Raw genomic sequence first — 26,998 nt, 5'->3', positions numbered from 1 at the left:
ATCATTTGGATAAGGCGAATAAGGATTTAAGGAATAAATAAGAAAACAACCTATGACAGATGACTTTCTACATTAAATAGGAGGTCGTAGAGTAGGGGAGAACGCACAAGGGTATAACTATAATGGGTGTTAATTTTCTAGGAAATTGATACACTGAATGTAACAATATTTACGGAGTGTTTTGATGAAAAAAATAGATCGTTTCAAAGGTTATTTGAAGCAAAACGACAATTTCTTTAGCTGTCCAATTTGTCATAGCAGTATGAGGGTTGAAGAGAGTAGTGTGGTTTGTGATCAAAATCATTCGTTTGATATAGCGAAGAAAGGCTACGTTAATTTTTTGACTCAACCCGTCCAAACTAAATACGATAAAGACTTGTTTGATAACAGACAGAAAGTTATTGATAGTGGTATGTATCAACCAGTACATGAAACTATTAGTAAAATGATTGAAGGGCCTGTAACTATGATTGATCTTGGCTGTGGGGAAGGCTCTCATTTAGCGAAAATTCAAGACACACTAGATTCATCTGTAATCGCGGCGGGCATTGATCTATCTAAAGAAGGCATCATGAAAGCTGCGAAAAATCATTTAGATACAATGTGGTGTGTAGGCGACTTAGCCAAGACGCCTTTTAGAGATTCAGCTTTTGATGTTGCTTTAAACATTTTATCGCCTGCTAATTATGATGAGTTCAAACGATTGATGGCAGATGACGGCTTGTTAATTAAAGTCGTACCAAATCAGGGCTATTTAAAAGAGCTTCGTCAAAGATTTAATAAAAATGAAGATTATAATAATGAAGAAACTGTTAAACGATTTAAAGAAAGTATGATTCATGTCAGACAAGAACGAGTCGCATATCAATTTAAAATGGATTCAAAGCTTTTCCAATCTTTAATTAAAATGACGCCGCTAACCTGGAATCAAGATGTGGAAAATATAGAACCTATTGACGAAATAACAATCGATTTGGATATTTTAGTCGGAAAGATATAAAATTGTAACCTTCTCATAATATAAACGACTGATTAAGTATAGTTAATAATTTTATGAGGGGGATTTAAGTGAAGAAAACAGTTTTAAAAACACTAGGTTTAGCAGGTGCTTTAGTTTTAGCTGGGCTATTTTTTCAAAATTTCATGAGTGAAAGTACACAACAAGATGAAGGTATTGCGCATGCTGATGAAGATAGGTCATTAGGGACAATCGTGGTAAACGGTGAAGGTGAAGTGACCGCAGAGCCTGATTTAGCGGTGCTACGATTAGGTTTTGAAGCTACAAAAGATTCAGCGGATGAGGCTCAATCAACAGTTAGTAAACAAATGGAGTCTATCAAAAAAGCTCTAATTGATCATGGTGTAGACAAAGAGTCATTTGAGACTGTACGTTTTCATGTCTATCCATACAAGCATTATGAAAAAGAGGTTGAAAAATTTAGAGCTCAACATATCATCAGTTTTGAAACGAGTGAGATTGACAAGGTTGGCGACTTATTAGATGTTGCATCGAAAGCAGGTGCTAATATTGTTGAACCCGTTAGATTTTCACTAGAAGACCCAACGGAACTCGAACACCAAGCGCTTCAAAAAGCCATTGAAAAAACTAAAGGTAAAGCTGAAGCTATGGCTAAAACTGCAGGTAAATCAAAAGGGGAAGTACTTCAAATTTCTGAACAAGGTGCTCATATAAACATGCCAGTTCAAAATTATAGTGAAGAAATGGCAATGGATCAAGCAGAGAGCAGCTCAAAGACAGTTATTGAAGCTGGTGAAGTTAGAGTAGTTCAACGAGTTACTGTGGTTTATAAATTGGATTAATTACCGATGGGCCTGTCACTTGTGACGGGCTCATTTTATTATGGAGGTGTTATATATGAAACAGATTTTTGCTTATGAGTCAGTTGAAGATCATAATCGTTATGAAGAAATAACTAAACAGTTAATGAATTCATTAACAAGTTATGAAAAATTACTAATGGAAAAGTTTTCTTTAAATGAAAAGCCAAAAGGAATTGTTTGGACTACAAAGGAACTTGCAACAACCGTATTTTCTAATGTACCAATCCCTGCATTTACAAATCGAGATTTAATTTACATATCTCCAGATTTGAAAGAGTGGAAAGAGTTGTTTATTAATCAACTTGCAGGAAGAAATTTACCTCATATTAGTGAATACTATCAAAGCATTAATTTTAAAGAAATCCTTACAATATTAGGCCACGAACTGACTCATCACATTGATTTGTTTGTGGACGATTTTGATGATGACAGAGATGAAGCGATTTGGTTCGAAGAGGGGATGTGTGAGTTTTTACCAAGAAAATTCATGTTGAGTGATGAAGAGTTTGATAAGATTACTAATATTGAACAACAGCTAGTCGAGACATTTAAAAATCAATATGGTAACCATTCCCTGGAGGAATTTGGAGCTATGTCATATGAAGGTAGTCTTACAAGCATCATGTATGATTACTGGAGGAGCTTTTTAGCGGTAAAAAAACTAGTGGAAGAAGCGGGTGGTAATGTACTGAAAGTTTTTGAGCGATATCATGAGTGGCACCAGTCAGGGCGTGGTGTAACTTTAACAGAGTTTTTTAACATTGATCTCTAAGGGGAAATCTACTATGTTTGAGGAGACTATTTCACAATACCAAACGGATTTATCTAATTATTGTCGAATGCTAACAGGGACACCCTGGGATGCTGAGGACCTTTATCAAGAAACGCTTTTAAAGACTTATCACAATAAGGACAAACTATTGAATCACCCTAATCCAAAAGCTTACCTTTTAAAAGTAGCCTCAACGACTTGGATTGATATTTGCAGGAAAAACAAAGTAGTTCTCGATTCGATTGAAGGAATAGAGCGTTTATCTGCTGAAGGCGAAGAAGAAGATGCGATTATAGTTGAAGAAATGATTGAAGAGTTCTCCGCCTCACTACATCCTAAACAGGCCGTCACTATACTACTAGTAGATGTATTTAAATATACAGCTAAAGAGACGGCTGAAATGATAGACACGACTACAGGGGCAGTAAAGAGTTTACTACATAGAGGACGGGGCAATCTAGCGAAAAAGAAAAAGGTAAAAGATGAGATGAGATCGCCAAATGAACTTATTGATGCTTTTAAAAAAGCAATTACTTTGAATGACCCAAGTATTATTAGTGCGGCATACAAAAGTGTTTGCCGAGCTGGTATGGATGTTCAGTATTTAAAAGAAAATAAGAGCTTTATGCTTTATGATCCTGAGGGGAATGTTATTGGAATTATTAATCGTTAAAAGATTTCAATTAACCGTATCTTTTTATAATAGATTTTCGTTTATTAAATGAAAAATGATAGAAAGGGGAATTTATATGCCGGTTAAAAATCGTATTAGTCGTTGTTTTATTCATCTCGTTGATTTTAAAAACTCCAAAGAATGGTATAAGAAAATGTTTAATTTTAAGGTTGCATCAGAGAGTAATAGCCATATAGTGTTTAAAATGGATGAGGGACCATCCTTAACTCTACTTCAAGCTCAAGTAGATCATATTACTCCACTTCCTTATTCAGTGTTCTTTTTTGAAACGGATGATGTTGAAAAAACGTTTCAAGAATTTAAGAACAAAGGTGCTAAAGTAGATGATATAGAGCCATTTGGCGTTGATATGCGAGGTTGTCATGTATATGACCCTGAAGGAAACATGATCTTAGCATGTACGCTTGGTGAAGAATAAAAATGAACACTCGCTAACTGTGAGTGTTCATTTAACTTTTTTACTTATTTCCAAAAAACTTCTCAGCTTCTTCAAGATATTTTTCTTCCCCTGGCATGAGTTCAAAGTCCTCAACTATAGCTGCAACTGGACATACAGATACACACGCTCCACAATTAATGCAAATATCAGGGTCTATGTAAAACTGATCCTTGCCTTCTTCAATACAATCAACCGGACAAACCTCAACACATTCGGCCGCTTTTTCTCCCTGACAAGGACTCGTGATGACAAAAGCCATATAGGTTCCTCCTTTAATAACTCTCATACTATAACAATAATGATAGAAGTAGGGAGTTGTCAAAAGAATGAATTGAATATTAAGCACAATTTTATATAAATAAAGACAAACGCTCTGGAACAATCTATTAATTTTAATAGTATAGAACAAGCAGTTAATAAGAAGTAGTGTCATCCACTCCTGTCGTCAATGACGAGAAAGGGGTGAGGCCAATGGGTGTATACAGGTGAGCCTTTGTTTCACTTATATTAGTGGCCATATTGCTTTATGATGGTTACTATATAATCCCTCTCATTTTCGTGCATCAAAAGGATCACATTTAAAGGTCGTCGGTAGAAATAAATACTAAAGTCCCTTCAGAACTACGACTTGTTTAAACTGCTGAACAGGGTGTCTTCCTCCGGCACCCTGGGATACATACCAAAGAATGGGCTGACGTTGTATAAGGGGAAGTGAAAAGGTCGTTCGTGGATAGCGGAAAGTCTATTATATTTTTAATGTTACGAGGATTAGTTAAAGGGTTGCTTAATTTATTTAAATGGGTATATTAAAAAGCCTAGAATAAAATCTAGGCCTAGTCTTGACATACCATCATCATGTTGTCATCTAAATCTTTAAAAACAAAAAATTGATTATGCTGAACCTCGGTTACTAACTCAACACCATTTTCTTTCATATATTGATAAGACTCATGGATGTTATCCGTTCCAAATTGAATAACTGGCACATTTATTCTAGGCAGTTTACCATTTCCATCTCGCCACATAGGCATTGAATCCAGAATTAAGCCTGCACCTTCCATATGATCCGCTACAAATATATGATCGAAATGAAACTCCCCTTCGGTAATTCCTAACATTTTCGAATACCACTCTTGAGCTTTTTTTACGTCGGTAACTGGTATAAATACAAGGTTAATTTTGCTTTTAATAGGACTTTTGATCATCATTATTCCTCCTAATCTTATTACATATATAATTCTATAAAATCCACAAAATTCCTTTTATATATTTTGAGAAATTTTGTGTTGTAACTGCACTTGAGTTTTGGCTGTTACGTTGATTAAAAAATATTATTTACCGTGCATAACGTTTATAAGTGCGCATATAATCGAATTACACTTTTAAAATAATATTGACAGGGTTAATTGTCAGTGCTAACATATTTCTTAATATAAAAATTGAATATAAGTTTTGCTCTTATCTAGAGTGGCTGAGGGACTGGCCCGTTGACGCCCGGCAACCTTCAAACATCGGTTTGAAAGGTGCTAATTCCTGCAAAGCATTATTTGCTTTGAGAGATGAGAGGGACAAATGACATTATATATGTATATTTGGCCTCTCTGCTCAAAGCAGAGAGGCCATTTTTAATTGTATTTATATTTGAAAGGAGGGGTGTGGAAATGGCAGGCAGTATCCCATATTATACAGGAACAATCAAAATACCTAATTTTATATTAGAGTCTGGTGAACAGTTCGATGAAGTCCAACTGGCTTATGAGAGAAGTGGCCATGAAAATGGACCTGTGTTACTTGTATGCCATGCGTTAACTGGGGACCAACATTCTGTAGGCACAGATCATGAACCAGGGTGGTGGAACGGTTTAATACATGACGGAGGATATATTGATTTGTCTTACTACCAAGTCATTACCTTTAATGTTTTAGGTGGATGTAATGGATCGACTGGTCCGAGTGCATTAGGTGAGGACGGGATTCCATATAAACTTGATTTTCCAAAATTGACAATAAGAGATTTAGTAGAAGTACAATTTGTTGCGCTAAATATGTTAGGTGTAAGTCATTTAAAGGCGGTTATTGGTGGTTCGCTAGGAGGCATGCAGGTGCTTGAGTGGGGGTTAATGTATCCAGAATTTATGGATGCAATTTTCCCTATTGCGGTAACCTCTCAATTTAGTGATTACGCTATAGCTTTTAATCATATTGCGATGAAAGCAATTGAGCAGGATTTAGAAAGAAATCAAGGTGAGCTTGCGACAGATGGTATGAGTTTAGCCCGGATGGTAGGAATGGTGAGTTATCGATCGGATGACTTGTATAGTAAGAGGTTTGCTCGTGGTGAAATTGATGGTGTCTACGATGTGGAGTCGTACCTCGATCATCAAGGTGATAAGTTGGCGAGGCGATTTAACCCGATTAGTTATTTAAGGTTACTTGAGGCCATGAATGGTCACGATATTGGCAGGAACCGAGGAGGTTATCGTAAGACAATCTCGCAGTATCGTGCACCGGTTTTTGCTTTAGGGTTTAAGAAAGATTTATTGTTCCCAATTTCAGAAATAAGTCGATTCGTTTCTGGTATTCAGGAATGTGGTGGTTATGCTGAATTTTATGAAGTCGACACGATTTTTGGTCATGATGGATTTCTAGTTGAGTTTCATAAATGGGGACCTTTCATTCAAGAGAAGTTAGCGTCTTTAACTGCAAAGGCTGTTTAAACTAACGTGCGCGCCTGTCAGAGTATATGAGCGATTACAAGAATAAATGCGCGCTCATCAAGAGATATGTGCGTTCATAAAATTTTATGCGCGCTCAGGAATGAGAAGAATTAAAAATTATAAAGGGAGCGGTTCAAATGAGTAATCAGAAGAATTTTCGTTTAGAAACAGTAGGCATTCATGGTGGTTTGGAGGCAGACCCAGCCACTGGTTCACGAGCGTTACCGATTTATCAAACGAATTCCTATCAATTCAATAATACAGAGCATGCAGCAGACTTATTTGCATTGAAAGAGCAAGGTTTTATTTATTCTCGTATTGGCAACCCTACTGTCGGAGCGTTAGAAGAGCGAGTCGCACAGTTAGAAGGGGGAATTGGTGCGTTGGGATTAGCTAGTGGAATGGCAGCAATCTCAGCAGCGATCTTTAATATAGCAGAAGCTGGTGATGAGGTTGTTGCGGCATCCACTTTATACGGTGGGACGTACAATTTATTTTCAACAACTTTACCGAAACATGGTATTCAAACACATTTTGTCGACCCGAAAGATCCTGAAAACTTCAGGAGTGCGATTACGCCAAAGACAAAAGCCATTTTCGCCGAAACAATTGGTAATCCTGGATTGACGGTTCTAGATATTGAAAAAGTTGCTGAAATTGCGCATGAAGCGGGAGTGCCTTTAATTGTAGATAATACGTTTGCCACGCCATACCTTTGCCGTCCCATCGATTTTGGTGCGGACATAGTGGTTCATTCTGCAACCAAATGGCTAGGTGGTAATGGAACAACACTTGGTGGCATTATTGTTGATAGTGGAAAGTTCGACTGGAATTCAGAAAAATTCCCAGGGTTTACTCAGCCTGATCCTAGTTATAATGGAATTGTTTATGCAGAAGCTTTACCTGAGGCAGCTTTTATCACAAAAGCGCGAGTACAATTGTTGCGAGATACAGGTGCAGCATTAAGTCCATTTAATGCTTTCCAAATTGCATTAGGCATTGAAACCCTGCACGTTCGTTTGAAGGAGCATGTGGCAAATACTCGTAAAATTGTAGAATATCTTGAAAATCACCCGGGAGTGGAGTGGGTGCTTTACCCTGAGCAAGAAAGCCATCCATCTCATCAATTGGCGAAAAAATATTTGCCTAAAGGTGCAGGGTCTATTGTGGTATTCGGGATAAAAGGTGGCCGTGAAGCGGGGGCAGACGTGATTAATAATGTTAAGTTATGGTCACACTTAGCCAATGTGGGCGATGCCAAAAGCTTAATCATCCACCCAGCAAGCACTACACATCAGCAGCTAAGTGATGAAGAAATTAAATCGACAGGCGTGACGGAGGACCTGATTCGTTTATCAGTCGGTATTGAACATATCGACGACTTGTTGGAAGACTTGGAGCAAGCAATCAAAACCGCAACAAGAGAAGAATCTAATAGTAGTTTTGTTCAAGCATGATAATAAAAAAAGTAAAGAGGCGGAGCCAAAATAATATAGTATGTTAAAAGATAAATATTAAATAGAAAAGAATGTATTCAGCGTAGTCAAAATACGGAGACTCCTGCGGGAACAGCACGAGTCTTGAGACCCCGCAGGCAGCGCTATTCTGCCGAGGAGGCTCAAGCCGTGCCCGCGGAAAGCGGAGTATTTTGACGGAGCGAAATAGTAAATTAGCTTATGTCCCAGCCTCTTCAACTAAACAATCTCATGCTTAGTTAAAACAGCCCTAATCATCATATAGGTTATGTCCTCAGATAACTGCTCTTTGATCGATTTTAGTTTAACGGGCTCATCAGATTCATCATCTATTTGATTTAATATCATTTGTTCTTCTTCCTTATTGAAAAACTGTTCTAAGTCCAACTCATAACCTTCTCTATATGCTTTAAATAGATGGTTTTCAATCGTGAGAGTTGTTAAACCTCTTTCTTTAGCGATGTCTTTAATGGATTGACCGTTCTGAAAAAGCTGAAAGGAAACAAGGTGACTTGGCTGGTCATCTTGTTTTGATTTCTTTTTCAAAATAGTTGTACCTTCACTGTGATTGTTTTCTACCTTAAGTTCACCTTCATGTTTTTTACGGAATTCAATCAGTTTTTCTAAGAATGCCTCACCAAAAAGTTCATACTTCTTTTCGCCAATTCCTTTAATTTGGAGCGTGGCTGATTCCGTGTCTGGTACATACTTTGCCAGCTCTTTTAACGTTGAGTCTGCAAAAATCATGAAAGGCGGAACACCTTGTTCTTGTGCAATCTCTCGTCTTAACTCTCTTAACACTTCAAATAGATCATCTGAATACGTGTGACTTTGCTTAGATTCAGCCTTGATTGGCACCCAAACCTGCTCTTCACCTTTTAGAACCATGACAGATTTAGCGGTCAAATTTAATACTGGAAATTGTGCATCAGTGATTTTGAGATAGCCATCTGCAACTAGATAATTAATAAGGTTCACAATTTCTTTTTCTTTATATTGTTTTAGAAGGCCATAGGTCGATAACGTTTGAAAATTGAAGTCTTTAACCTTTTGACTCTTAGAACCTTTAAGAACTTTAGCTGTTAGACTGACACCGAATCGCTCATTCATTCGCTTCACACAAGACAGCACCATTTGGGCTTCTTTCGTGACATCTTCTTTTTGATCACCTTGACGACAGTTACTGCATTTACCACATGGTTCAGGATTAATGTCATCACTAAAATATTCCAAAATATATTGCTGCAAACATTGGTTCGTATGGCAGTAGTTGATCATGTCCTGTAACTTTTGATATTCACTGTTTTTCTTATTTTCATCTGATGATTGTTCAATTAAGAATTTCTGTAATTGAATATCTTGAGCTGAAAATAATAGATGACATTCACTTTCAATGCCGTCACGTCCAGCACGGCCTGCCTCCTGATAGTAAGATTCCAGGTTCATCGGCAGTGAATAGTGAAGAATATATCTTACATTGGATTTGTTAATCCCCATGCCAAATGCGTTGGTTGCGACCATAACTGCAATATCATCGTTAATAAAAGCCGTTTGAGCTTCCTGGCGTTCAGCTTCAGACATACCGGCGTGGTAGCGTTCGACTTTAAATTTCTTTTCATTTAATAATGTATATACTTGATCTGTTAATTTACGAGTCGGTGTGTAAACAATGCCTGAATCATTCGCATGATTTTTCACATAGTCGATGATAAAATCCTTTTTATTAACGCCTTTTAGCACATTGAATGACAGGTTCTCTCTAGTAAAACCAGTAATGACCGTATGTTTTGGTTCGATATTTAAGATTGATTGTATATCCGTAATGACTTGAGTGGTAGCTGTTGCAGTTAAAGCCATGATTGGAGGTTGTTGTGATAAACTTTCTATACGGGAAATGATGGAGCGGTAGCTTGGCCTGAAGTCATGCCCCCATTGTGAAATACAATGTGCTTCATCAAAAGCAATCAACGATATAGATATTTTATTTAGCGCGTTAGTAAAGGCTGCGGATTCAAATCGTTCAGGGGCAACGAAGATCATGTTATATTCTCCGTTAACCATCTTTTGAAGGACTTGTTCTTGTTCAACTGGACTTAAAGAACTGTTTAAATAGGCCGCCTCAACTCCAAGCGTTCTCATAGAATCGACTTGATCTTTCATTAATGAAATAAGTGGAGAGATAATAATACTTGTACCGTTCATGACGAGGCTTGGAATTTGGTAACAAATTGATTTTCCTCCACCCGTAGGCATCACGGCTAAGGTGCTGTCATGATTGAATACATGATTAATTACTTCTTCTTGACCAGGGCGAAAACTGGAATAACCGAATAATTCATTTAATTTATTTAGAGCTTGATTCATTTGTACTCATCCTTCATTTGTTTCTCAATTTCATCATAATTTGTTTTTCAATAAAAATAAAGACTGTTAATAGGGTGTTCCTAAATTTTTCAATTGAAAAGAAAGTCATTTTGTTGTAAAATTTATGCTTGGAAAAATCATTCTACGTACTTATACGTAAGAAAATTCAATTATGAGGTGGTTTTATTTATGGGAGATAAAACTTATCGCGTATTACTGTATTATAAGTACGTTCACATCGACAATCCGGAAGAATTGACAAACGATCATTTGAAATTCTGTAAGGATCTCGGTTTAAAAGGACGTATTTTAATCGCGGAAGAAGGTATTAATGGTACAGTGTCTGGTACCATCGAACAAACAGACAAATATATGGAAGAGCTTCGTCAGGATCCACGTTTTGAAGATATGGTATTCAAGATTGACGAAGCTGATGGACATGCTTTTAAAAAAATGCATGTGCGTCATCGTCCAGAAATTGTAAGTCTTCGCTTAGAAGATGATATCGATCCAAACGAATTAACGGGTAACTATTTAGAGCCTAAAGAGTTCAAAAAGTTATTACAAGATGAAGACACAATCGTGTTGGATGCGCGTAATGACTATGAATATGACCTAGGCCATTTCCGTGGCGCGATTCGTCCGGATATTAAAACATTTAAGGATCTACCTGAATGGGTTCAAGAAAATAAAGAGATGCTTGAAGGTAAACGCATTCTAACTTACTGTACTGGCGGGATTCGCTGTGAGAAGTTTTCTGGTTGGTTGAAAAAAGAAGGCTTTGAAGATGTTAACCAACTTCATGGTGGTATTGCGACTTATGCAAAAGACCCAGAAGTTCAAGGTGAGCTTTGGGACGGTAAGATGTACGTGTTCGATGAACGTATTAGTGTACCCGTAAACCAAAAAGAACATGTTGTTGTTGGTCGTGACTACTTCACAGATGAACCTTGCGAACGCTATGTAAACTGTGCAAACCCTGAATGTAATAAACAAATTATCTGCTCTGAAGAAAACGAACACTTCTTCATGCGCGGATGTACTCACGAATGTCGTACTTCTAAGCGCAATCTATATATCGAAGAACATGATCTTTCAGAAGAAGAAGTTCAAGAGCAATTAAGAAAAATTGAAGAATACGAAGCACAACAAATACAACGTGCTTAATATAAGGAAATCCACATGCTAAAGGCATGTGGATTTTATTTTCACCCAATATATCTACAAGGGGCAGTGATTTTATATCTCCTTTTTTGTTTTCTTATTTGTGTGCCATAAGGTAATTTCCAGAATTGATATACAACTAACAAGCCAAATAAGCCCGAGACTCAATCCTCCCAAAACATCTGTAAAGTAATGAACCCCGAGCGGAAGTCGGCTTACTGCAATGGCTAATATCAATAACATCAACAACACATTGATTAACCATTTTGCTATTTTATTAAATCGGCTTCGCATAACTAAGTAAATAATAAATCCGTAAAACACTACTGGCGCGGTTGAGTGCCCACTTGGAAAGCTATATCCTGTCCCGTCGTATTGTTCGATTATGTTAGGGCGTTTGCGGCTAAAAGCTGCTTTCAAACCTGTAACCAAAGCGGAAACCCCAATCATTGCAATGGCAAAATAGACAATTCTCCATTTATATCGATTATAAAAATACCATAAAATCCCGACCATTATGAAGGAGCCCACTGTTAACGCCCATACTGAACCAAGTTCTGTCACCCATCCAAAGAATGTGATCAGTTCAGGGGATGAAATGTCATTGAAAAAGTTTGATGCCCATAGGTCAATCTTGAATTTTTCTTCCTCTAGGACTGTCTCACCTAATTCAGTAAAAAAATAAAATCCTCCACCAATTATCAATAGTGCGAGTAAAATTAAAATATAAGTTCTAGCAGGGATTGATTTAAGTGTATTTAACATATTTGTGGTAGCTCCTTTTTCCTTTGTAATAGTACGTTTTCCCTAATATTGTCCTTTAAAAACTCGTATTTAAAAGTTTTAGTTTGAATTTTATCCCCAAAAAACAGGACTTAGAATATCTAAGTCCTGTTAATGTGCATCAGACTAAGTCAGGTTTGTGCATCACCTTGGAACCAGTCATAAATCTCATCATTGCTATCGGAATCTAATTCTTTAACCCACAGATGGCGACCTGACATTTTGCTTAATATAGATACCTTGAAAGTTTTTAGGTTTTGTTTGTGATGTAAGAAATGGTGTTTAGTTTCTATCGCCTGAATCCGTTTACTGGGAATAATGACTGTCTCTTTAGTAAATCTTCGAAAACGAATAGTTAAAAACTTTTGGTCTAAGTTATAGCCTGCATCACGATGGTTTAATAGTCCCAAAATAATAGCCAGTAAAATTAAGGTCATCATATATATCCATACACTCGGAATAAAGAATAATGATGATCCAACGACAATCAATGTTGGAAGAATGAGTGATCTTAATAAATAATAAGGAATAGACCGTTTTGGAACAGGGTGAATGTCATTAGTCACATCTGCATATTCAGGCAAAATTCGGTTTAGAAACAGTTGGATTTTAGACTTTTTTAATACTGGAAATAGCAATGTGTGAGTATCAGCCGTTTGACCAATTTCTCCACCTGCAATAACCACGTATACGGTAGCTAAACCAAAGGGCTGCCTGGTTAAACTCTCTTCAATACCAACAGCTTGAATTCTTTTTAAAGGAATAGTCATTTGTTTTTTCTCTAGTAGTCCTCTAGTAATAAATAGCTCTTTATCGTAACGAATGATTTTAAATTGGCCATATTTAATAAAAACACCTAATATTCCCAAAAGCCATAAACTAAGCACAATTAGAAGAACAAGAAATACAATTGTTTCTAACGCCTGGGAAAATAACCAAGTTGTGGTCGCATTAAATAATTGATTGGGAATCAAATTTTCAAGCTGACTAAATAATAATCCAAATAAACCAAGAATTACCCCGATACTGCCAGAGGTGGCTCCAGCAATTAACAATTCACGATTGGAAACTAATCGATGTGGTTCATTAGATAGTTCTTTACTTTCATCAAAAACCGCCGTTTGTTGTTTCATTCCTTTGAGTACATCTTGAATATGTCTCCCCTCAGTCATCGTAACTGCACTTAAATTTGCATCCACATCCTTGTCACTACCAGCCGTTTCAATGTCGACTTTCGTAAGTCCAAAAGGGCGGTGAATAATACTCTGAGACAGGTCAATAGATTGAATACGATGCTTAGAAATATATCGATTTTTCTTTATCAAAATACCTTTTTGAATGTGTAACTGTTCTGAATCAACTTCATAAGAAAAGCGACGCCAACTGATCAATGCATATATGATAAAAGCAATAGTTAGAACACCCAAGCCTAAAATTGTCCACCCTAAAAACCCATCACCTATGGCGAGTACAATAATCGGTAATAAACCGTAAAAAGCATTTTTATAAGCTTTAAATAACGTGAAAATAATAGATAGAGGGTGTAAGTGTTTAGGATTAGACATCATCTTGTTCCACCCTTGCTAACTCAGAAATTAAATCTCTTAAATTAGCTGCTTCTTCTTCACGTAAGGCTGGAATCTCGTGGGTAGTGGCAGCCGTTGTAATAGTAAGAGTCGCTAATTGATAGTTTGATAAAATAAGACCTTGCTTCGTGTCCACATGTTGTACTCGGGCCATAGGAATGACGCTTTGAGTGACGATGAGTATTCCATGTTGTATGTAAATCTCTTGATCTAAAATCTCGTATTTCCACCTACGCCAACGTAACTTAGGGATCACAAAAGGTGTTACGATGACATCAATGATTGTAACGATAATTAAAATAATAGGAATCCATATGGATATAAAGTCAACAAAATGTTCTAAAATAAACGCCCCGATGGTGATTGCGATAGGTATAAACAAAAATAGAAAAGCTGTTAATCTCCAGGCCTTTATCGCTTCTTCAGCAATTCTATGTTTTGGAGGCTGTCGCATGATAGTTCTCTCCTTTTTATGTACAAAATGAACTACTTCATTATAACAAAATTACCCAAAAAAGCACTCGCGTTAAAAAACGCGGAGTGCTTTTAATTACTTCATTGTTTCTTTCATTCGTATGGCTCTTAATCCTGCTAATAAAGGCAAAACAGCAACTAAACCAATGGCCCATTCGACATCAAATAAGTCTGTGAATAATCCTGCAAACAGTGCGCCAAATGCATAACCACTATCTCGCCAAAAGCGGTAATAGCCTAATGAGGTAGCGCGCCATTTCGGGTGAGAGGCATCACCAACTCCTGCAATAATTGTAGGATAGACCATGGCTGTCCCAATTCCTAGTAAAACAGCGGCTACTAACCAGAGGACATAAGTGTCCACCAGTACAAACATCCATAATGATAAAGCTTGAACAAACATACCGCTAACGATTAATCCCTTCCGACCAATTCGGTCACTCCATATACCTGTAACCAGCTGAAAAACACCCCATGCTGCAGGATAAACAGCTACAACAGTTCCAACCTGCCCGACAGTTAATCCGCCAGCTGTTAAGAAAACAGGGAACAACCCCCAAGCCATACCATCCTTTAAATTGGTAGTAAGTCCGGCAAAAGTAAGGGTAGATAACTCTCTATCTTTATAAGTAGTTTTCTTGAACACTTCTTTAGCATCAAAATCTTCTTTTTCATCACCATTATGTTGTTTCGCTTGGGCTTGAACGTGCTTATCAGTGTCTTGAGCAAATAATGAAAGGATAAATCCAACAATAACGATGCCAATCCCAATGTAAAATGGTTCAGGTCGAAGTGATGTTTGAGACGCAACATAACCAGAAATGGCAGCCATCACCCCAACACCGAGGTAACCCGCAAATTCATTAAATCCAACTGCAATCCCACGTTGGTTCCCCTTTGCTAAATCAATTTTCATATTAAGTGTCATCGACCACGTGAGACCTTGGTTAACACCTAGTAAAACATTAGCAAAAACAATCACCCACCAAGCTTGAGCGAATATAACGAGAAGAGGTACTAAAAGCCCAATTCCCCAACCGATTAATAAAACTTGTCGTCTTCCTATACGATCAGCAAGTCCACCAGCAAAAAAGTTCATAATCGCTTTAGAAAAACCAAAGCTCACAATAAATGATAAAGCAGCGCTTGCTGAAGCCAGGCCGAAAATGTCTTCACCAATGATCGGCAAAACCGTTCGCTCTATACCGACCATGAAACCAACAAATAAATTAATGAATACGAGTAATGTAAATTGAATGATGTTTTGTTTTATTCCTATTTGTGTCTGAAATGCCATCTTGATAACTCCTTTATGAACTACCGTTTCATTATAAGGTTAATAAAATGCGTTGTCAGTAAAGGTGTTTATACTTTTGTCGATATTACTATTTAGGAGGGTTTCTTATGGAATCATTTATAATTTTTCTTCCTTATATCTTATGTTTATTTCTAATCATTTTTGTGACAAAGCTTTTGGTTAATATTTTTAGAAAGGACTTTAATAAGGCTAAGGAATCAATGTTGGGTATATTTTATGTGTTAGCGTTTATTCCAATGGTCTACAGCTTTTTAACTATCATTAATAACCTTTTAGTTTCAATTATTTTAACTTTAGCTATTATTTCCATGACTTTATACTATAGAATAAAAAAATTAAAAGTGTTTAGAGGATTATTAATCATTCAAATGTTATTAGTCTTGGGAGTCATAATATATGTCATACTTTTTGTTGATTTGTTTGGTCCAGTGATGATATATAGTTAAAAACAAGTTCTTTGATACGCCGTTTCTTTTATGAAATACTTTTAATTAGGTTCTATTTTATAAAGGAGCTGATATGGTGAAAGTTTTAGTTGTAGGAGCAAATGGACAAATAGGAAAGCAAGCAACAGAGATGTTGCAAGAAAGTGATGAACATCATGTAAGAGCAATGGTTCGTAAAGAAGATCAGCTTAATGAATTTAAAGAAAAAGGAATAGAAGCTGTATTAGCAGATTTAGAAGGTCCTGTTGATCAACTCACTCAGGCTGCTGATGGTTGTGATGCTGTTATTTTCGCAGCAGGTTCTGGCGGCAAAACAGGAGCAGATAAAACGTTACTCATCGATTTGGATGGGGCAGTAAAAATGGTAGAAGCTGCTGAAAAAGCAGGTGTGAAGCGCTTCTTAATGGTTAGTGCGTTACAAGCACATAATCGTGAGAACTGGAATGAAAAGATTTGCCATTACTATGTAGCTAAACATTACGCAGATATAGCATTAGTTCAAAGCTCATTAAACCATACGATTGTCAGACCAGGTGGTTTACTGAATGAAGAAGGTACTGGAAAAATAAGAGTGGCCGAAAACTTGCCTGAACGAGCAACGGTCCCTCGTGAAGATGTAGCACGTGTATTAGTTGCATCAATAAATGAAGAACAAACATTCAATCGTGGCTTTGATTTGCTTTCTGGTGAGGAATCAGTAAAAGAAGCACTAAAAAAATTATAAGACAAAAATAGCATCCTAATCAACTTGGTTAGGGTGCTTATTATTTGTGCAGTTAAAGTTTATTGATGATTCTACGAATCGCTACAGGCGGAAGCTTTCCGCGGGCACGGCCTCAACTTCCCAAAACTCACTCCCGTTCGTTTTGCGTGATTTTCGGCTCGCGCTTTTCCCGCAGGAGTCACCGCCTTTCGCTCTACGTAGAACACATAATATTAATTACAATTTCTTTCTGTGCTTTATCAACTTTAAAGTATAACAGCGCAACTATTGTAAGCACATAACAATTTATATTTTTTATTCTGGCACTTGCCCACCCACAGGCTAAACTTTTACATAGAATGAAATATAATCATAAAAGGAGGTGCTCCTTATGGGTGGAGGATATAACGATAGCTTCGTGTTAATCGTTGTACTATTTATTCTTTTAATTATTGTTGGTGCATCTTTCTACTGCTAAAGTAAGAAGCCAATGTGGTTAATAAAAAATAAGTTTTAAATAAAGAAGAGGTGGTGACACCTCTTTTTTATAATGTAATCATTTTTTAAAATTAAATTGGTGGATAGAAAACTAATGTAAAACAGATAATAAATATCGCAAGTAAATAAGGGGTGAAGCTGATGCCTAACGTTCAAAAATTTTTATCTGATTGGTTAAATCATAGAGAAAAGTTAGAGAAGTTACTTGAATTAGTAGATGGTGAGCAAATTTATTATAAGCCTTGGGATGAAGCGATGCCTTTAGGTGTAATGGCTTTGCATATTTCAACTACAGGGTTAATGTTCGCAAAAATGGTAAAGACAGAGACATACGAAGCACCAGATATGCCTGAGTTTGAAACGGCTAAAGAGGTGAGGGAAAAGGTTAAAGATTTGACTGAAGAAACTAAACAAGTGCTTGAAGAGATTTCAAATGAAGAATTGGAAGAACAAAATCAGGCTGAACTCCCAAATTTACAAGGCACCAAATTCGAATATTTACAGGCAATGTACGAGCATGAAATTCATCATAAGGGTCAGCTTTTTTTATATGCACGTATGCTAGGACTACAAGGTATTCCATATTTTAAGTAGGTGGTTACATGAATGTTGAAGGCCAATTGATTTCAGGAGAATTTGATTCGAGCCGCCAAGAATTTTTAATAAAAGAAATAAAAAATTTAACGACAGAATCTACAGTCAATGAGAATGAATTAGGCCTCATCCATGATTATTTACTAGCGCATCAAGATGAAGATGGCGGTCAAATTCTGTCTTTGAATGATCAGTTATTAGTTCAGTTAAACCAAAGTGAGGTACAACAGATTCTTCAGGATTTAGAGGATATAAGAAAGTTGTTTTGAAGTCATAAAAAAGTTAACCCTGCTGTTTATTCAGCAGGGTTTCCTCATTAATAAGGGTCTGATACATGACCCATCTCATCGGCCTCGTGCACGGCTTCATCCGTTTTATCCATAGGTTTTATTTGTTCAAGTCCTTCTTTTACTCGACGACCATAATCTTTATCTGCTTGTGTAAAATGTTCAATCATTTTATCTTGAATAGGTTTACGACATTGAGATAAAGCTCCAACTAGGTTATTAATTAGTTCTTCACGTTCCCAATCGTTTAAGCGGCGATAGGTTTCACCAGCCTGTCCGTAGTTGTTTTGTCTTTCAATAGGTTGGCGAACAATATGTCCTTCGACGTGTGGCGTATGTTCCGTACCTGGGTTTTTCGTTTCTTTTAAACCATTAATTAATGAAGGTTCATAATTTATGTGAGGATTTTTCTCCTCAGCATAATCCATTCGATAATCCATTAAGCCTCCATTTTGATTGGTTGCTACTCGCTTAATTGGACTATTAATCGGTAATTGTAAGTAATTTGGACCTACGCGATAACGTTGTGTGTCAGAGTAAGAATAAGTGCGCCCTTGAAGGAGCTTATCATCAGAAAAATCTAACCCATCCACTAAAACACCCGTTCCAAATGCTGATTGTTCAACCTCGGCATGGAAATTGTCTGGATTTTTATTTAACACCATTTTCCCGACCTTATGCCAAGGAAATTGATCCTTGTACCAAAGTTTGGTGGGATCCAGTGGGTCAAAATCAAGCTCTGGATGCTCACGCTCACCCTCTTCCATGATTTGAACGTATAGCTCCCATTCAGGGTAGTTACCATCTTCAATAGCATCATAAAGATCCTGCGTCGCGTGGTTAAAGTTCATGCCTTGAATTTTATCAGCTTCTTTTTGTGATAAGTTTTTAATACCTTGCACAGGCTCCCAGTGGTATTTTACTAACACAGCATTTCCTTCTTTATTAATCCAGCGATAGGCGTGTACACCAGACCCTTGCATGTGACGATAATTTGCCGGAATACCCCAAGGTGAGAATAGAAACGTAATCATGTGTGTAGCCTCGGGTGATTGACAAATGAAGTCAAATTGTCTTTCGGGATCTTGGATATTCGTGACAGGATCAGGCTGAAAAGAGTGGACGAAATCTGGGAACTTTAATGGATCACGGATAAAGAAAATCTTTAAGTTGTTCCCAACTAAATCCCAGTTTCCGTCTTCTGTGTAAAATTTGACGGCAAACCCTCGAGGATCACGCAATGTTTCAGGCGAGTGTTTACCATGGTTTACAGTTGAAAAACGAACAAAAACAGGTGTTCGTTTTCCTTTTTCAAAAACCTTGGCTCTTGTGTATTTTGATATTGGCTCGCCATTCACCTCGCCATATGATTCGAAGTAGCCATGCGCCCCAGCTCCGCGTGCGTGTACAATACGTTCAGGTATTTTTTCACGATCAAAGTGACTAATCTTCTCTAGGAAATCATAGTTTTCAAGAACTAATGGTCCTCGGTCACCCACTGATCGTGTATTTTGGTTATCGGTTACAGGGTGTCCTTGTTGATTAGTTAACTCTTGTTTTTCTTCTTTGTCTTTTGGATGCTCTCTCAATTCTTTGTCCTCCTTTCAGACTTCAGTGTTATTGTTACCGCCTAAAAATAAAAAATGTATAAGAGGGGAACGCTATTTTGTAATTAATGAATATAAAGGAGCGATTGGATGAAGAAAATGATTGGCAGTCTTCTTGTTGTTAGCTTGCTAAGCTTTGGTACCATACAAGCTGAGACTAATAAAGTACATGAAGCGATTGTTATCGAATTGCTTACTCCGACAATTGAAGAGGCAATTGAAAAGTTTTACGGTATGACGAGGCAGTACGACCAGGAAGAACTAGTTGAAATAAAAAGTCCAAAAGAATGTGATAGCTGCTATGAAGCAGTCATAGATATTAGAACATATATAGGAGCCCAAGAACCTCCTTATGGAATGGACAGGTTGGTTTTAGATATTCGAGGAGGAGACGTTACGGTTATAGATTATCAACATGAGGAAGTTAAAAAGTAGAGGAATATCCACAGAACTCAGTTTCTGTGGTGTTTTTTATGCGTAAAATTCTGAGAATATGCGTAAATCATGTACTAGGACAATCATGTATAATACCAATAAGTCAATTTGTACAGGAGGGGGAAAAGTTGAACATAAGACAAGCTGTAATTAATGATGCTGAAAATTTAGCACATCTAATCAGTCAAGTTGAACGAGAGTCAGAATTTATGCTGTATGAAGCGGGTGAACGAAATACTTCGAAAGAACTTCAGGAAAAAATGATTAATTACTTTAACCTACAAAACAATCTCGCTATTTTTGTAGCTGAAGAAGATCATCAATTACACGGCTATCTGTTAGTCATGGGGGGTCAAGCTAACAAAAATAAACATTCTGCTTACATAGTGATTGGCATTCGAAGTCAATCGACAGGGCAAGGGGTTGGCACGCAACTGTTTCAAGAAATGGAGAAATGGGCTAAAGAGGTTGGCTTACATCGATTAGAACTCACGGTCATCCAACATAATGAATCAGCCTTCCACTTATATAAGAAGGTAGGTTTTGAAGTAGAAGGGGTTAAAAAGGATTCATTATATATTGATGAGCAATATGTTGATGAATATTATATGGCTAAATTAATATAAAAAGAATCGCGGAATGCCCGCGATTCTTTATTCTTCTTCAGGTTTATTTGTTACGGCCGTATCACCGTTATCTAAATAAATTGTACGAGAAGGGAAAGCAACTGATACACCTTCTTCTTCTAGAATCTCCATGATTCTAAAATTAATATTCTGCTTAACTTCTAAGAACTCTCCCCAAGCAGTAGTTTTTGTAAAGAAATATAAGAATATATCTAAACTACTGTCATTATATTTATCAAAAGTCACGAAAATCGTTTCTTGATGGATATCTTCGTGATTGGTTAAAAGCTCATTAATTCGTTCAACAACTTCTTCTAATTTATGTTTAGGTGTGTTGTATTCCACACCAAGATTAAACGTAATTTGTCTTTTGCCCATTTTACTCCAGTTCGTTATGGCTTCATTAGATAATGTAGCGTTTGGAACAGTGACTAATCCTTCAGCAAACGTTCTTATAATTGTACTTCTGAATGAGATATCTTCAACAATTCCGTTAACACTTGAAGTCTGAATCCAGTCACCTAAAGTAAAGGGTTTCTCAGTTATAATTACTACCCCGCCAAAGAAGTTTTTTAGTACTTCTTGCGCGGCTAGAGCAAATGCAAGTCCCCCAAGTCCGAGACCTGCAACAAAACCACCTACGTTATAATCAAACTCTGAAAGAATGACACTTATAGTCAAAGCAATAATAATGAAGCGAAGAGCCTTTGAAACAAATGGGATTAATATTTGATCCACTTCAAAGCCAACGCCATCATTAAGCTTCATGAATAATAAAGATGATGAAGATGATAAATTATAAAGTCCCCAAGCGATTAGAATAATCCAGGATGAGCTTATAATCCTTCCAAAGATTTCATTCTCTACACTTAAAAATGGGAAATAATCAACCGCTAAATAAAGACCAATGATTACAAATGCCCATCTCAACGGTTTTTCATAAGCTTCAAGAATCTGTTTTAATACGTCCGTTTTATTTGTATTAAAAATTTTAACTAAAAAATAAAAAACAAATTTTTCAAAGACTTTTCTTAATAAATGGAAAGCTAAGAGAATTCCAAGTGCAATTCCTATGTCTATCCAATTTTCGTAACTTACGTATTCCCAAAATCTCCAGTTATAATACATTCAGATTACCCTTTCAAATTAAACAAAACATTTAAATTTGAGGTAACGACATCCACCCATATACAGCTTCTTTGACTCTTTGGCCTTCTAAATCAACTTCTACAGAGTCAATTTTTTCAGCGCCTAATGTTTCATAGAAATGGCATTGTGAATCTTCTTCAAAAACTGATACGAGTAGTGATGCAATGTTTTGTTTGCTTAAATCCTCAATAAGAGTTCTTATTAGCATTTTGCCCAAGCCGAGGCCTTGATAGCCGCTTAAAATATATAACGCATAAATTTCACCTTGGTAATCCATATAGTTATTCGAACGTGTTAATCCACCATGGACAAAACCTACGATTTGATCTCGATCTTCTACTACCCATACTTTATCATGTAGAAGTATTTTTTTCCAGAGGTCTTCGCGTTGTTCGCAGTCCAGCTCTTCCATTAAATGAGGAGGTATTAGATTTTCATAGCTAGATCTCCATGATTCGACGTGCACCCATGCAATACCTTTATAATCCGAAAGCAGCGCTTCTCTAATAATCATTTTGAACACTCCTTCTAAATATCTTTGTAATCTATATACCCACTTTTTGAAAAAAGTAATTATTAATATTACAAACTACGTCGAAAATTGTCATATATGTTACCCACACTTAAACTTACTGTAAACACAAAGCGGGTTGGCACATGTTACCATGCCCATGCAAGTTAATAAGGAGGAATGACTGATGAGAAAAACCATCATATCGCTTGCGAGTGGTATTATATTATCGGGCTTCGCTTTTACTACTTCAGTATCAGCTGAGGCAGAGTACGAAATTCAAAAAGGTGATAGTCTAAGTGAGTTGGCCCAAGAATATGGGACAAGTACGGAGAATCTAATGGACAATAACAATCTATCTTCCTATGTCATTATGCCAGGAGAAAAAATTGAAATAGATAACAAAAAACAAGTAGAAGTAATGAAAGGCGACACGCTAAGCGAACTCGCGCGTGACTTAGAAGTAGATGTAAAAGAAATTAAAGAATGGAATAACCTGGATTCAAGCTTGATTTTAGTTGGACAAGATTTAGAACTTCAATTGCCGCTTGATGCTTTAAAAGATTTTAATGAGTTTAAAGAAGAACGAAAACAAGAGGCTAAAGAAGTTCAACAAACTTCAGCTTCTTCAGAAGAAAAAGCTGTATCAAGCAATAACCAAAGAAGTAAACAGAACACAGCTTCTAAAGATAATGCACATCAAGCAAGCCAAACAAACAATCAAAGTGAAGATGGAGAAACAATCTCGGTAACTGCAACAGCTTACACGGCTGATTGCTCAGGTTGCTCAGGCATCACTGCAACAGGAATTAACCTGAATGCTAATCCGAATATGAAAGTAATCGCAGTAGATCCTAACATCATTCCACTAGGCACAAAAGTTTATGTTGAAGGTTATGGAGTAGCGATTGCTGCAGATACAGGCGGTGCCATTAATGGCAATAAAATTGATGTACACGTTCCAACAAAAGCAGAAGCTTATGAATGGGGCGTTAAAACAGTAGAAGTAGAAATACTAGATTAAAAGAAATCCCTTTTCGCGATTTTTTGCGAAAAGGGATTTTCTATGCTTAGCTTTCTAATGCTTCAACCACTTTCTCAGCAGTGGAGCGACTGGATTGAGGGTTTTGCCCTGTAACTAAGTTACCATCTTTAACAGAGTGGTCTTCCCAGTTATCTCCGTTTTTAAAGTTTGCACCTTTTTTACGCAGCTTTGTTTCTAGCATGAAAGGCATATGCTCATCCAATTGCATTTCTTTCTCCTCGGAGTCAGTAAAAGCTGATACTTTTTTACCTTTAACCAATGGAGTCCCATCTTTATATGTGACATTCACAAGGCCAGATGGACCGTGACAAACTGATCCAATAACTTTCCCGTCTTCTGCGAATTGTTGCAAGACGTATTGAAGTGTTTCACTATCAGGGAAGTCAAACATAGTTCCATGTCCACCAGGTAAGAAAATGCCATCGAAACCTTCAGCATCTTTCTTCGTTAGTTGCTTTGTATTTTCTAATTCTTTCTCTGCCTCTTTCCACTCAGAACGGTCTTCAAGGCTATTAGGGTCAAGTGGTACTTCGCCACCTTTAACACTGGTCACTTTCACGTCATAACTTTTTTCTTTAAAAACATTATAAGGAACAGCAAATTCTTCAAGCCATAAACCGGTCTTATGATCATCAGTAATTTTAGTATGGTTGGTTACTACCATTAGAATTTTTTTACTCATATAGAATACCTCCTGGATTTATCATTCTTAGGTTGTTTGTAAAAACACCTCAGTAATTGTGTAGGTGTTGCATATATAATTATTCCCTGCACATATTCACTTAAACAGAATGAAGAAGTTTGATATTAATTTTTAATATATTGATTAATGTTGTCACAACTCATCAGTCTATCTCGTCATGAATATAAAGGATTAAGCGAGGAGAATATTTCAATCTTGGTCCTCATGCTTTTTATAAAAAAGGAATCGCTAGACCTATACTACAGGAATTAGGTATTCAAACCTCAGGGAAATCTCCTAAAACGGATGGCCAATTAATTGAAAGTGAACGATCCTATATTGCTCCTTTCTCACCTAAAGGGCTGCTTACATCAAACTATATAGATTGGAAAGAACGGTTGAAATGGATTCAAATAATGGTGACATTAAATACTGAAAATATGCAAGAAATAGAAGGGTTGACCTACCAGGAGTGGGTTGAAAATAAAACTAAATTAAAAAAAGTCCAATCACTGTTATATATATTGGGGCGTTTAGCCACATATTGTGAAGCTCCTAAAGAGGCAAGTGCGAAGGTAATGGTGTCTCATTTACAAAGGGTGATGCGTGGAATCATTTATGTAGATGGAGGCTGGCAGACCATAGTAAATCAACTACTTGATCAAGCGTGTGGATTAGGGTTGCAAATTAGAGATCAAAGTCCAGTTAGAGATATACGGAAACAAAAAGAAGGTCAGTTCGAAATAAACATAGCAAATTCTGATAGAATCATTGCTAACCAAGTACTATATACGGGGAATCCACATGATTTAAATGAAATGATAGACGACAACCCATTAAAGAATCTAATTGAGGATATTACTCCAGTTAAAGCTGGTTCTCTTGATGTCGCATTAGAAAATCTACCTGACTCTAAACAGACATTTGCAATGGGAATAGACAATCCATTTTATTTTTCATTGCATTCAAAATATGCAGATCTATCATATGATGGTAAAAGTTACATCTTACATGTGTTAAAATACCATTACCCCAATGAAAAAGTAGACAGTAGAAAAGTGAAAAAAGAGTTAGAGGAATTCTTAGATCGTATACAACCTGGTTGGCGGGAGCTTGTCATCGCTAGTCGTTGCTTACCTAATATCACGGTCAATCATCGCCTGCCCAAAGTAGAAGAAGAATCGAAACTTACTTCACCTGAAACCGCCATCTCTAATCTTTATATAGCTGGTGACTGGGCATCCCCTTTGGCGATTTTATCTGAAGGGGCTGTGCATAGTGGTAAAAAAGCAGCTATGGCGATGTTGTCAAAGTAAGGTGGGAGAACATGAGAATCAGTAGTGAGGAATTTATACATTACAGACCTCTATTATTTTCTTTAGGGTATAGAATGGTAGGGACTATATCTGATACAGAAGACCTTATTCAAGAAACTTATATGAAAATATATGAAGTAGATATAACTAAAGTCGAAAATAAAAAGGCGTATTTATGTAAAACCATGACAAACCTTTGCTTGGACTTTTTAAAATCTGCTAGATATAGAAGAGAAGAATACATTGGAGAATGGAACCCGGAACCATTAATAATTAACCAGACAACTGACAATGACCCTTCAGATATTGTCATTCAAAAAGAGGGGTTGTCCATTGCTTATCTAAGAATGATGGAAAACTTAAAACCTAATGAACGGGCAGTAATCATATTAAGAGAAGTCTTTGAATTTTCCTACCAAGAGATTGCAGAAGTTATAGAAATGACCAAAAGTAATAGTCGAAAGATTTACAGTCGAGCTAAACAAAAGTTAAACAAAGTTGAACATGAATCGTTAAACTACGAGCAAAATAAAGGCGTTGTAAATCGCTTTATTCATTCTGTCCAATTTCAAAATAAAGAAGATGTGCTAAAACTTATATCAGATCAAGTTACATTATATTCTGATGGCGGTGGTAAAGTTCAATCTGCCACTCGTCCTGTGAGTACATCTCCAAAAGTATTAGCATTCTTTTCAGGGTTATCGGAGAAAATACCTGATGATTATTATTACGAAATTCAGAATGTGAATGGACAGCCGGCCGTACTGAATTTTTTGGAAGGACATCTTCAAAGTATTATAAGTTTTTATATAGTCGAAGGTGAGATTAAAGAAATATATATTACGTTAAACCCTGAAAAACTTCCTAAATAAATGAATTATTGATTATTAGGTTAAATTGTTTATAATAAAATTAAAAAGTGAAGGGAGCTAATATAATGGCACAAGGAACATTCGTAACAGCAATTAACTGTATGGACGGACGAGTTCAAGAACCTGTAATTAATTGGATGAAGGAAAAATATCAAGTAGATTATGTGGATATGGTGACAGAAGCTGGTCCAAACAAATACCTTTTAGACGGTACTGAAGAGCAAGTTGAATCGATGAAAAAGAAAGTAGAGATTTCTTTCCATAAACATGGCTCAAAGGTCGTTGCCATTGCAGGCCATCATGATTGTGCAGGCAACCCGATCGATAAAGAGGAAAAAATAGCTCAAATTAATCAAGCTAAGAAGAAAATCCAAACCTGGGGATTAGAAGTTGAGATTATCGGTTTATATGTAAACGAAAACTGGGAAGTAGAGCAAGTCGATTAATATATCTTAAATAAAGCACCCACATGTCATAATGAACTGACCCAGGGAAATGAGACAAGAAAAAACACCTATGCTGCCACGGTCCTGTATTCAACAGGGCTGTGGCAATTTAATTTTGAAAAAGGTCGTATATAATTGTAATAATACATGTAA

General features: G+C 36.7%; 31 protein-coding genes and 1 riboswitch. Of the genes, 19 read left to right on the top strand and 12 right to left on the bottom strand.

Annotation, left to right across the window (positions count from 1 at the left end; all coding sequences use genetic code 11):
- Nucleotides 1-184 precede the first annotated feature (184 nt).
- The 5 genes from E3U55_RS08545 to E3U55_RS08525 all read left to right on the top strand — a co-directional run bounded on the left by E3U55_RS08545 (nucleotide 185) and on the right by E3U55_RS08525 (nucleotide 3,726).
- Nucleotides 185-1,000: a putative RNA methyltransferase gene (locus E3U55_RS08545; protein WP_134340025.1), complete on the top strand. Its 816-nt coding sequence runs from the start codon at nucleotides 185-187 to the stop codon at nucleotides 998-1,000.
- A gap of 68 nt (nucleotides 1,001-1,068) precedes the next feature.
- On the top strand, nucleotides 1,069-1,821 hold the full coding sequence (locus E3U55_RS08540) for an SIMPL domain-containing protein (RefSeq protein WP_134340024.1): 753 nt from the start codon (nucleotides 1,069-1,071) through the stop codon (nucleotides 1,819-1,821).
- A gap of 55 nt (nucleotides 1,822-1,876) precedes the next feature.
- Complete coding sequence (locus E3U55_RS08535; RefSeq protein ID WP_134340023.1) at nucleotides 1,877-2,614, top strand: hypothetical protein; 738 nt, start codon at nucleotides 1,877-1,879, stop codon at nucleotides 2,612-2,614.
- 13 nt (nucleotides 2,615-2,627) lie between these two features.
- Entirely contained in the window at nucleotides 2,628-3,287 is a 660-nt protein-coding gene (locus E3U55_RS08530) for an RNA polymerase sigma factor (RefSeq protein ID WP_134340022.1), read from the top strand.
- Between the two features lie 76 nt (nucleotides 3,288-3,363).
- Nucleotides 3,364-3,726, top strand: coding sequence for a VOC family protein (locus tag E3U55_RS08525; protein ID WP_134340021.1), 363 nt, complete (start codon nucleotides 3,364-3,366; stop codon nucleotides 3,724-3,726).
- Nucleotides 3,727-3,766: 40 nt separating this feature from the next.
- Here E3U55_RS08525 and E3U55_RS08520 read toward each other — a convergent pair whose 3' ends face one another.
- Both E3U55_RS08520 and E3U55_RS08515 read right to left on the bottom strand, forming a co-directional pair.
- Nucleotides 3,767-4,006: an indolepyruvate ferredoxin oxidoreductase subunit alpha gene (locus tag E3U55_RS08520; RefSeq protein WP_134340020.1), complete on the bottom strand. Its 240-nt coding sequence runs from the start codon at nucleotides 4,004-4,006 to the stop codon at nucleotides 3,767-3,769.
- 574 nt (nucleotides 4,007-4,580) lie between these two features.
- Nucleotides 4,581-4,952, bottom strand: coding sequence for a VOC family protein (locus E3U55_RS08515; protein WP_228547516.1), 372 nt, complete (start codon nucleotides 4,950-4,952; stop codon nucleotides 4,581-4,583).
- Nucleotides 4,953-5,202: 250 nt separating this feature from the next.
- Nucleotides 5,203-5,313: riboswitch (SAM riboswitch) on the top strand.
- Nucleotides 5,314-5,408: 95 nt separating this feature from the next.
- Here E3U55_RS08515 and E3U55_RS08510 point away from each other — a divergent pair.
- Nucleotides 5,409-6,464, top strand: coding sequence for a homoserine O-acetyltransferase family protein (locus E3U55_RS08510; protein WP_134340018.1), 1,056 nt, complete (start codon nucleotides 5,409-5,411; stop codon nucleotides 6,462-6,464).
- Nucleotides 6,465-6,601: 137 nt separating this feature from the next.
- Complete coding sequence (locus tag E3U55_RS08505; protein WP_134340017.1) at nucleotides 6,602-7,921, top strand: O-acetylhomoserine aminocarboxypropyltransferase/cysteine synthase family protein; 1,320 nt, start codon at nucleotides 6,602-6,604, stop codon at nucleotides 7,919-7,921.
- A 237-nt stretch (nucleotides 7,922-8,158) separates the two neighbouring features.
- Here E3U55_RS08505 and recQ read toward each other — a convergent pair whose 3' ends face one another.
- Nucleotides 8,159-10,303: a DNA helicase RecQ gene (gene recQ, locus E3U55_RS08500; RefSeq protein WP_134340016.1), complete on the bottom strand. Its 2,145-nt coding sequence runs from the start codon at nucleotides 10,301-10,303 to the stop codon at nucleotides 8,159-8,161.
- Nucleotides 10,304-10,492: 189 nt separating this feature from the next.
- Between recQ and trhO the strand changes: the two genes are divergently transcribed.
- Complete coding sequence (gene trhO, locus E3U55_RS08495) at nucleotides 10,493-11,470, top strand: oxygen-dependent tRNA uridine(34) hydroxylase TrhO (protein WP_134340015.1); 978 nt, start codon at nucleotides 10,493-10,495, stop codon at nucleotides 11,468-11,470.
- Between the two features lie 72 nt (nucleotides 11,471-11,542).
- On the opposite strand, the gene E3U55_RS08490 is transcribed toward trhO, so the two are convergent.
- The 4 genes from E3U55_RS08490 to E3U55_RS08475 form a co-directional block, all read right to left on the bottom strand.
- Nucleotides 11,543-12,232 carry a phosphatase PAP2 family protein gene (locus tag E3U55_RS08490; RefSeq protein WP_134340014.1) on the bottom strand — a complete coding sequence of 230 codons (690 nt, stop codon included), beginning with the start codon at nucleotides 12,230-12,232 and terminating at the stop codon, nucleotides 11,543-11,545.
- Between the two features lie 149 nt (nucleotides 12,233-12,381).
- Nucleotides 12,382-13,818 (bottom strand): PH domain-containing protein, encoded by a 1,437-nt coding sequence (locus E3U55_RS08485; protein WP_134340013.1) that lies wholly within the window; start codon nucleotides 13,816-13,818, stop codon nucleotides 12,382-12,384.
- Nucleotides 13,808-14,290 (bottom strand): PH domain-containing protein, encoded by a 483-nt coding sequence (locus tag E3U55_RS08480; RefSeq protein ID WP_134340012.1) that lies wholly within the window; start codon nucleotides 14,288-14,290, stop codon nucleotides 13,808-13,810. The genes E3U55_RS08485 and E3U55_RS08480 overlap by 11 nt, the downstream gene beginning before the upstream one ends.
- Before the next feature lie 96 nt (nucleotides 14,291-14,386).
- Nucleotides 14,387-15,607, bottom strand: a complete 1,221-nt coding sequence (locus E3U55_RS08475; RefSeq protein ID WP_134340011.1) for an MFS transporter — start codon at nucleotides 15,605-15,607, stop codon at nucleotides 14,387-14,389.
- A gap of 107 nt (nucleotides 15,608-15,714) precedes the next feature.
- Here E3U55_RS08475 and E3U55_RS08470 point away from each other — a divergent pair, with 107 nt between their 5' ends.
- The 5 genes from E3U55_RS08470 (at nucleotide 15,715) to E3U55_RS08450 (ending at nucleotide 18,138) form a co-directional block, all read left to right on the top strand.
- Nucleotides 15,715-16,074: a hypothetical protein gene (locus E3U55_RS08470; protein WP_134340010.1), complete on the top strand. Its 360-nt coding sequence runs from the start codon at nucleotides 15,715-15,717 to the stop codon at nucleotides 16,072-16,074.
- A gap of 76 nt (nucleotides 16,075-16,150) precedes the next feature.
- The gene (locus E3U55_RS08465) at nucleotides 16,151-16,798 is read left to right on the top strand and encodes an SDR family oxidoreductase (protein ID WP_134340009.1); all 648 of its coding nucleotides are present in this window, start codon (nucleotides 16,151-16,153) and stop codon (nucleotides 16,796-16,798) included.
- Between the two features lie 370 nt (nucleotides 16,799-17,168).
- Nucleotides 17,169-17,255 carry a YjcZ family sporulation protein gene (locus tag E3U55_RS08460; protein WP_134340147.1) on the top strand — a complete coding sequence of 29 codons (87 nt, stop codon included), beginning with the start codon at nucleotides 17,169-17,171 and terminating at the stop codon, nucleotides 17,253-17,255.
- A 161-nt stretch (nucleotides 17,256-17,416) separates the two neighbouring features.
- Nucleotides 17,417-17,869 (top strand): DinB family protein, encoded by a 453-nt coding sequence (locus E3U55_RS08455; RefSeq protein WP_134340008.1) that lies wholly within the window; start codon nucleotides 17,417-17,419, stop codon nucleotides 17,867-17,869.
- A gap of 8 nt (nucleotides 17,870-17,877) precedes the next feature.
- Nucleotides 17,878-18,138, top strand: a complete 261-nt coding sequence (locus E3U55_RS08450) for a hypothetical protein (protein ID WP_134340007.1) — start codon at nucleotides 17,878-17,880, stop codon at nucleotides 18,136-18,138.
- Between the two features lie 47 nt (nucleotides 18,139-18,185).
- On the opposite strand, the gene E3U55_RS08445 is transcribed toward E3U55_RS08450, so the two are convergent.
- Entirely contained in the window at nucleotides 18,186-19,745 is a 1,560-nt protein-coding gene (locus E3U55_RS08445) for a catalase (RefSeq protein WP_134340006.1), read from the bottom strand.
- A gap of 108 nt (nucleotides 19,746-19,853) precedes the next feature.
- On the opposite strand from E3U55_RS08445, the gene E3U55_RS08440 reads away from it, so the two are divergent.
- Together E3U55_RS08440 and E3U55_RS08435 are read left to right on the top strand one after the other, a co-directional pair.
- Nucleotides 19,854-20,198, top strand: coding sequence for a DUF3888 domain-containing protein (locus E3U55_RS08440; protein ID WP_134340005.1), 345 nt, complete (start codon nucleotides 19,854-19,856; stop codon nucleotides 20,196-20,198).
- Between the two features lie 128 nt (nucleotides 20,199-20,326).
- A complete protein-coding gene (locus E3U55_RS08435; protein ID WP_134340004.1) occupies nucleotides 20,327-20,824 on the top strand; it encodes a GNAT family N-acetyltransferase in 498 nt (165 codons plus the stop codon).
- Between the two features lie 27 nt (nucleotides 20,825-20,851).
- Here E3U55_RS08435 and E3U55_RS08430 read toward each other — a convergent pair whose 3' ends face one another.
- Nucleotides 20,852-21,952, bottom strand: a complete 1,101-nt coding sequence (locus E3U55_RS08430) for a mechanosensitive ion channel family protein (protein WP_134340003.1) — start codon at nucleotides 21,950-21,952, stop codon at nucleotides 20,852-20,854.
- A gap of 31 nt (nucleotides 21,953-21,983) precedes the next feature.
- Complete coding sequence (locus tag E3U55_RS08425) at nucleotides 21,984-22,487, bottom strand: GNAT family N-acetyltransferase (protein WP_134340002.1); 504 nt, start codon at nucleotides 22,485-22,487, stop codon at nucleotides 21,984-21,986.
- A 184-nt stretch (nucleotides 22,488-22,671) separates the two neighbouring features.
- On the opposite strand from E3U55_RS08425, the gene E3U55_RS08420 reads away from it, so the two are divergent.
- Nucleotides 22,672-23,508 carry a 3D domain-containing protein gene (locus E3U55_RS08420; RefSeq protein ID WP_134340001.1) on the top strand — a complete coding sequence of 279 codons (837 nt, stop codon included), beginning with the start codon at nucleotides 22,672-22,674 and terminating at the stop codon, nucleotides 23,506-23,508.
- Between the two features lie 46 nt (nucleotides 23,509-23,554).
- On the opposite strand, the gene E3U55_RS08415 is transcribed toward E3U55_RS08420, so the two are convergent.
- A complete protein-coding gene (locus E3U55_RS08415) occupies nucleotides 23,555-24,211 on the bottom strand; it encodes a type 1 glutamine amidotransferase domain-containing protein (RefSeq protein ID WP_134340000.1) in 657 nt (218 codons plus the stop codon).
- A gap of 191 nt (nucleotides 24,212-24,402) precedes the next feature.
- Between E3U55_RS08415 and E3U55_RS08410 the strand changes: the two genes are divergently transcribed.
- The 3 genes from E3U55_RS08410 (at nucleotide 24,403) to E3U55_RS08400 (ending at nucleotide 26,845) form a co-directional block, all read left to right on the top strand.
- Nucleotides 24,403-25,527: an FAD-dependent oxidoreductase gene (locus tag E3U55_RS08410; protein WP_134339999.1), complete on the top strand. Its 1,125-nt coding sequence runs from the start codon at nucleotides 24,403-24,405 to the stop codon at nucleotides 25,525-25,527.
- Between the two features lie 11 nt (nucleotides 25,528-25,538).
- Nucleotides 25,539-26,399: an RNA polymerase sigma-70 factor gene (locus tag E3U55_RS08405; protein ID WP_134339998.1), complete on the top strand. Its 861-nt coding sequence runs from the start codon at nucleotides 25,539-25,541 to the stop codon at nucleotides 26,397-26,399.
- 65 nt (nucleotides 26,400-26,464) lie between these two features.
- Complete coding sequence (locus E3U55_RS08400) at nucleotides 26,465-26,845, top strand: carbonic anhydrase (protein WP_134339997.1); 381 nt, start codon at nucleotides 26,465-26,467, stop codon at nucleotides 26,843-26,845.
- 68 nt (nucleotides 26,846-26,913) lie between these two features.
- Here E3U55_RS08400 and E3U55_RS17965 read toward each other — a convergent pair whose 3' ends face one another.
- Complete coding sequence (locus E3U55_RS17965; protein WP_407644108.1) at nucleotides 26,914-26,994, bottom strand: hypothetical protein; 81 nt, start codon at nucleotides 26,992-26,994, stop codon at nucleotides 26,914-26,916.
- Nucleotides 26,995-26,998: the final 4 nt, after the last annotated feature.

The organism is Filobacillus milosensis, assembly GCF_004402015.1.
Classification (GTDB): Bacteria; Bacillota; Bacilli; order Bacillales; family Alkalibacillaceae; genus Filobacillus; species Filobacillus milosensis.
The sequence above is the reverse complement of the archived record's forward strand: the minus strand, read 5'-3'. Positions and strand labels throughout refer to the sequence as shown.

Coding starts and splice junctions, on each gene's coding strand:
- E3U55_RS08415 (WP_134340000.1), bottom strand. CDS start 24,211: ATGAGTAAAAAAATTCTAATGGTAGTAACCAACCATACTAAAATTACT.
- E3U55_RS08520 (WP_134340020.1), bottom strand. CDS start 4,006: ATGGCTTTTGTCATCACGAGTCCTTGTCAGGGAGAAAAAGCGGCCGAA.
- E3U55_RS08425 (WP_134340002.1), bottom strand. CDS start 22,487: ATGATTATTAGAGAAGCGCTGCTTTCGGATTATAAAGGTATTGCATGG.
- E3U55_RS08460 (WP_134340147.1), top strand. CDS start 17,169: ATGGGTGGAGGATATAACGATAGCTTCGTGTTAATCGTTGTACTATTT.
- E3U55_RS08480 (WP_134340012.1), bottom strand. CDS start 14,290: ATGCGACAGCCTCCAAAACATAGAATTGCTGAAGAAGCGATAAAGGCC.
- recQ (WP_134340016.1), bottom strand. CDS start 10,303: ATGAATCAAGCTCTAAATAAATTAAATGAATTATTCGGTTATTCCAGT.
- E3U55_RS08430 (WP_134340003.1), bottom strand. CDS start 21,952: ATGTATTATAACTGGAGATTTTGGGAATACGTAAGTTACGAAAATTGG.
- E3U55_RS08515 (WP_228547516.1), bottom strand. CDS start 4,952: ATGATCAAAAGTCCTATTAAAAGCAAAATTAACCTTGTATTTATACCA.
- E3U55_RS08510 (WP_134340018.1), top strand. CDS start 5,409: ATGGCAGGCAGTATCCCATATTATACAGGAACAATCAAAATACCTAAT.
- E3U55_RS08405 (WP_134339998.1), top strand. CDS start 25,539: ATGAGAATCAGTAGTGAGGAATTTATACATTACAGACCTCTATTATTT.
- E3U55_RS17965 (WP_407644108.1), bottom strand. CDS start 26,994: ATGTATTATTACAATTATATACGACCTTTTTCAAAATTAAATTGCCAC.
- E3U55_RS08485 (WP_134340013.1), bottom strand. CDS start 13,818: ATGATGTCTAATCCTAAACACTTACACCCTCTATCTATTATTTTCACG.
- E3U55_RS08545 (WP_134340025.1), top strand. CDS start 185: ATGAAAAAAATAGATCGTTTCAAAGGTTATTTGAAGCAAAACGACAAT.
- E3U55_RS08530 (WP_134340022.1), top strand. CDS start 2,628: ATGTTTGAGGAGACTATTTCACAATACCAAACGGATTTATCTAATTAT.
- E3U55_RS08440 (WP_134340005.1), top strand. CDS start 19,854: ATGAAGAAAATGATTGGCAGTCTTCTTGTTGTTAGCTTGCTAAGCTTT.
- E3U55_RS08525 (WP_134340021.1), top strand. CDS start 3,364: ATGCCGGTTAAAAATCGTATTAGTCGTTGTTTTATTCATCTCGTTGAT.
- E3U55_RS08535 (WP_134340023.1), top strand. CDS start 1,877: ATGAAACAGATTTTTGCTTATGAGTCAGTTGAAGATCATAATCGTTAT.
- trhO (WP_134340015.1), top strand. CDS start 10,493: ATGGGAGATAAAACTTATCGCGTATTACTGTATTATAAGTACGTTCAC.
- E3U55_RS08470 (WP_134340010.1), top strand. CDS start 15,715: ATGGAATCATTTATAATTTTTCTTCCTTATATCTTATGTTTATTTCTA.
- E3U55_RS08505 (WP_134340017.1), top strand. CDS start 6,602: ATGAGTAATCAGAAGAATTTTCGTTTAGAAACAGTAGGCATTCATGGT.
- E3U55_RS08455 (WP_134340008.1), top strand. CDS start 17,417: ATGCCTAACGTTCAAAAATTTTTATCTGATTGGTTAAATCATAGAGAA.
- E3U55_RS08475 (WP_134340011.1), bottom strand. CDS start 15,607: ATGGCATTTCAGACACAAATAGGAATAAAACAAAACATCATTCAATTT.
- E3U55_RS08490 (WP_134340014.1), bottom strand. CDS start 12,232: ATGTTAAATACACTTAAATCAATCCCTGCTAGAACTTATATTTTAATT.
- E3U55_RS08420 (WP_134340001.1), top strand. CDS start 22,672: ATGAGAAAAACCATCATATCGCTTGCGAGTGGTATTATATTATCGGGC.
- E3U55_RS08450 (WP_134340007.1), top strand. CDS start 17,878: ATGAATGTTGAAGGCCAATTGATTTCAGGAGAATTTGATTCGAGCCGC.
- E3U55_RS08400 (WP_134339997.1), top strand. CDS start 26,465: ATGGCACAAGGAACATTCGTAACAGCAATTAACTGTATGGACGGACGA.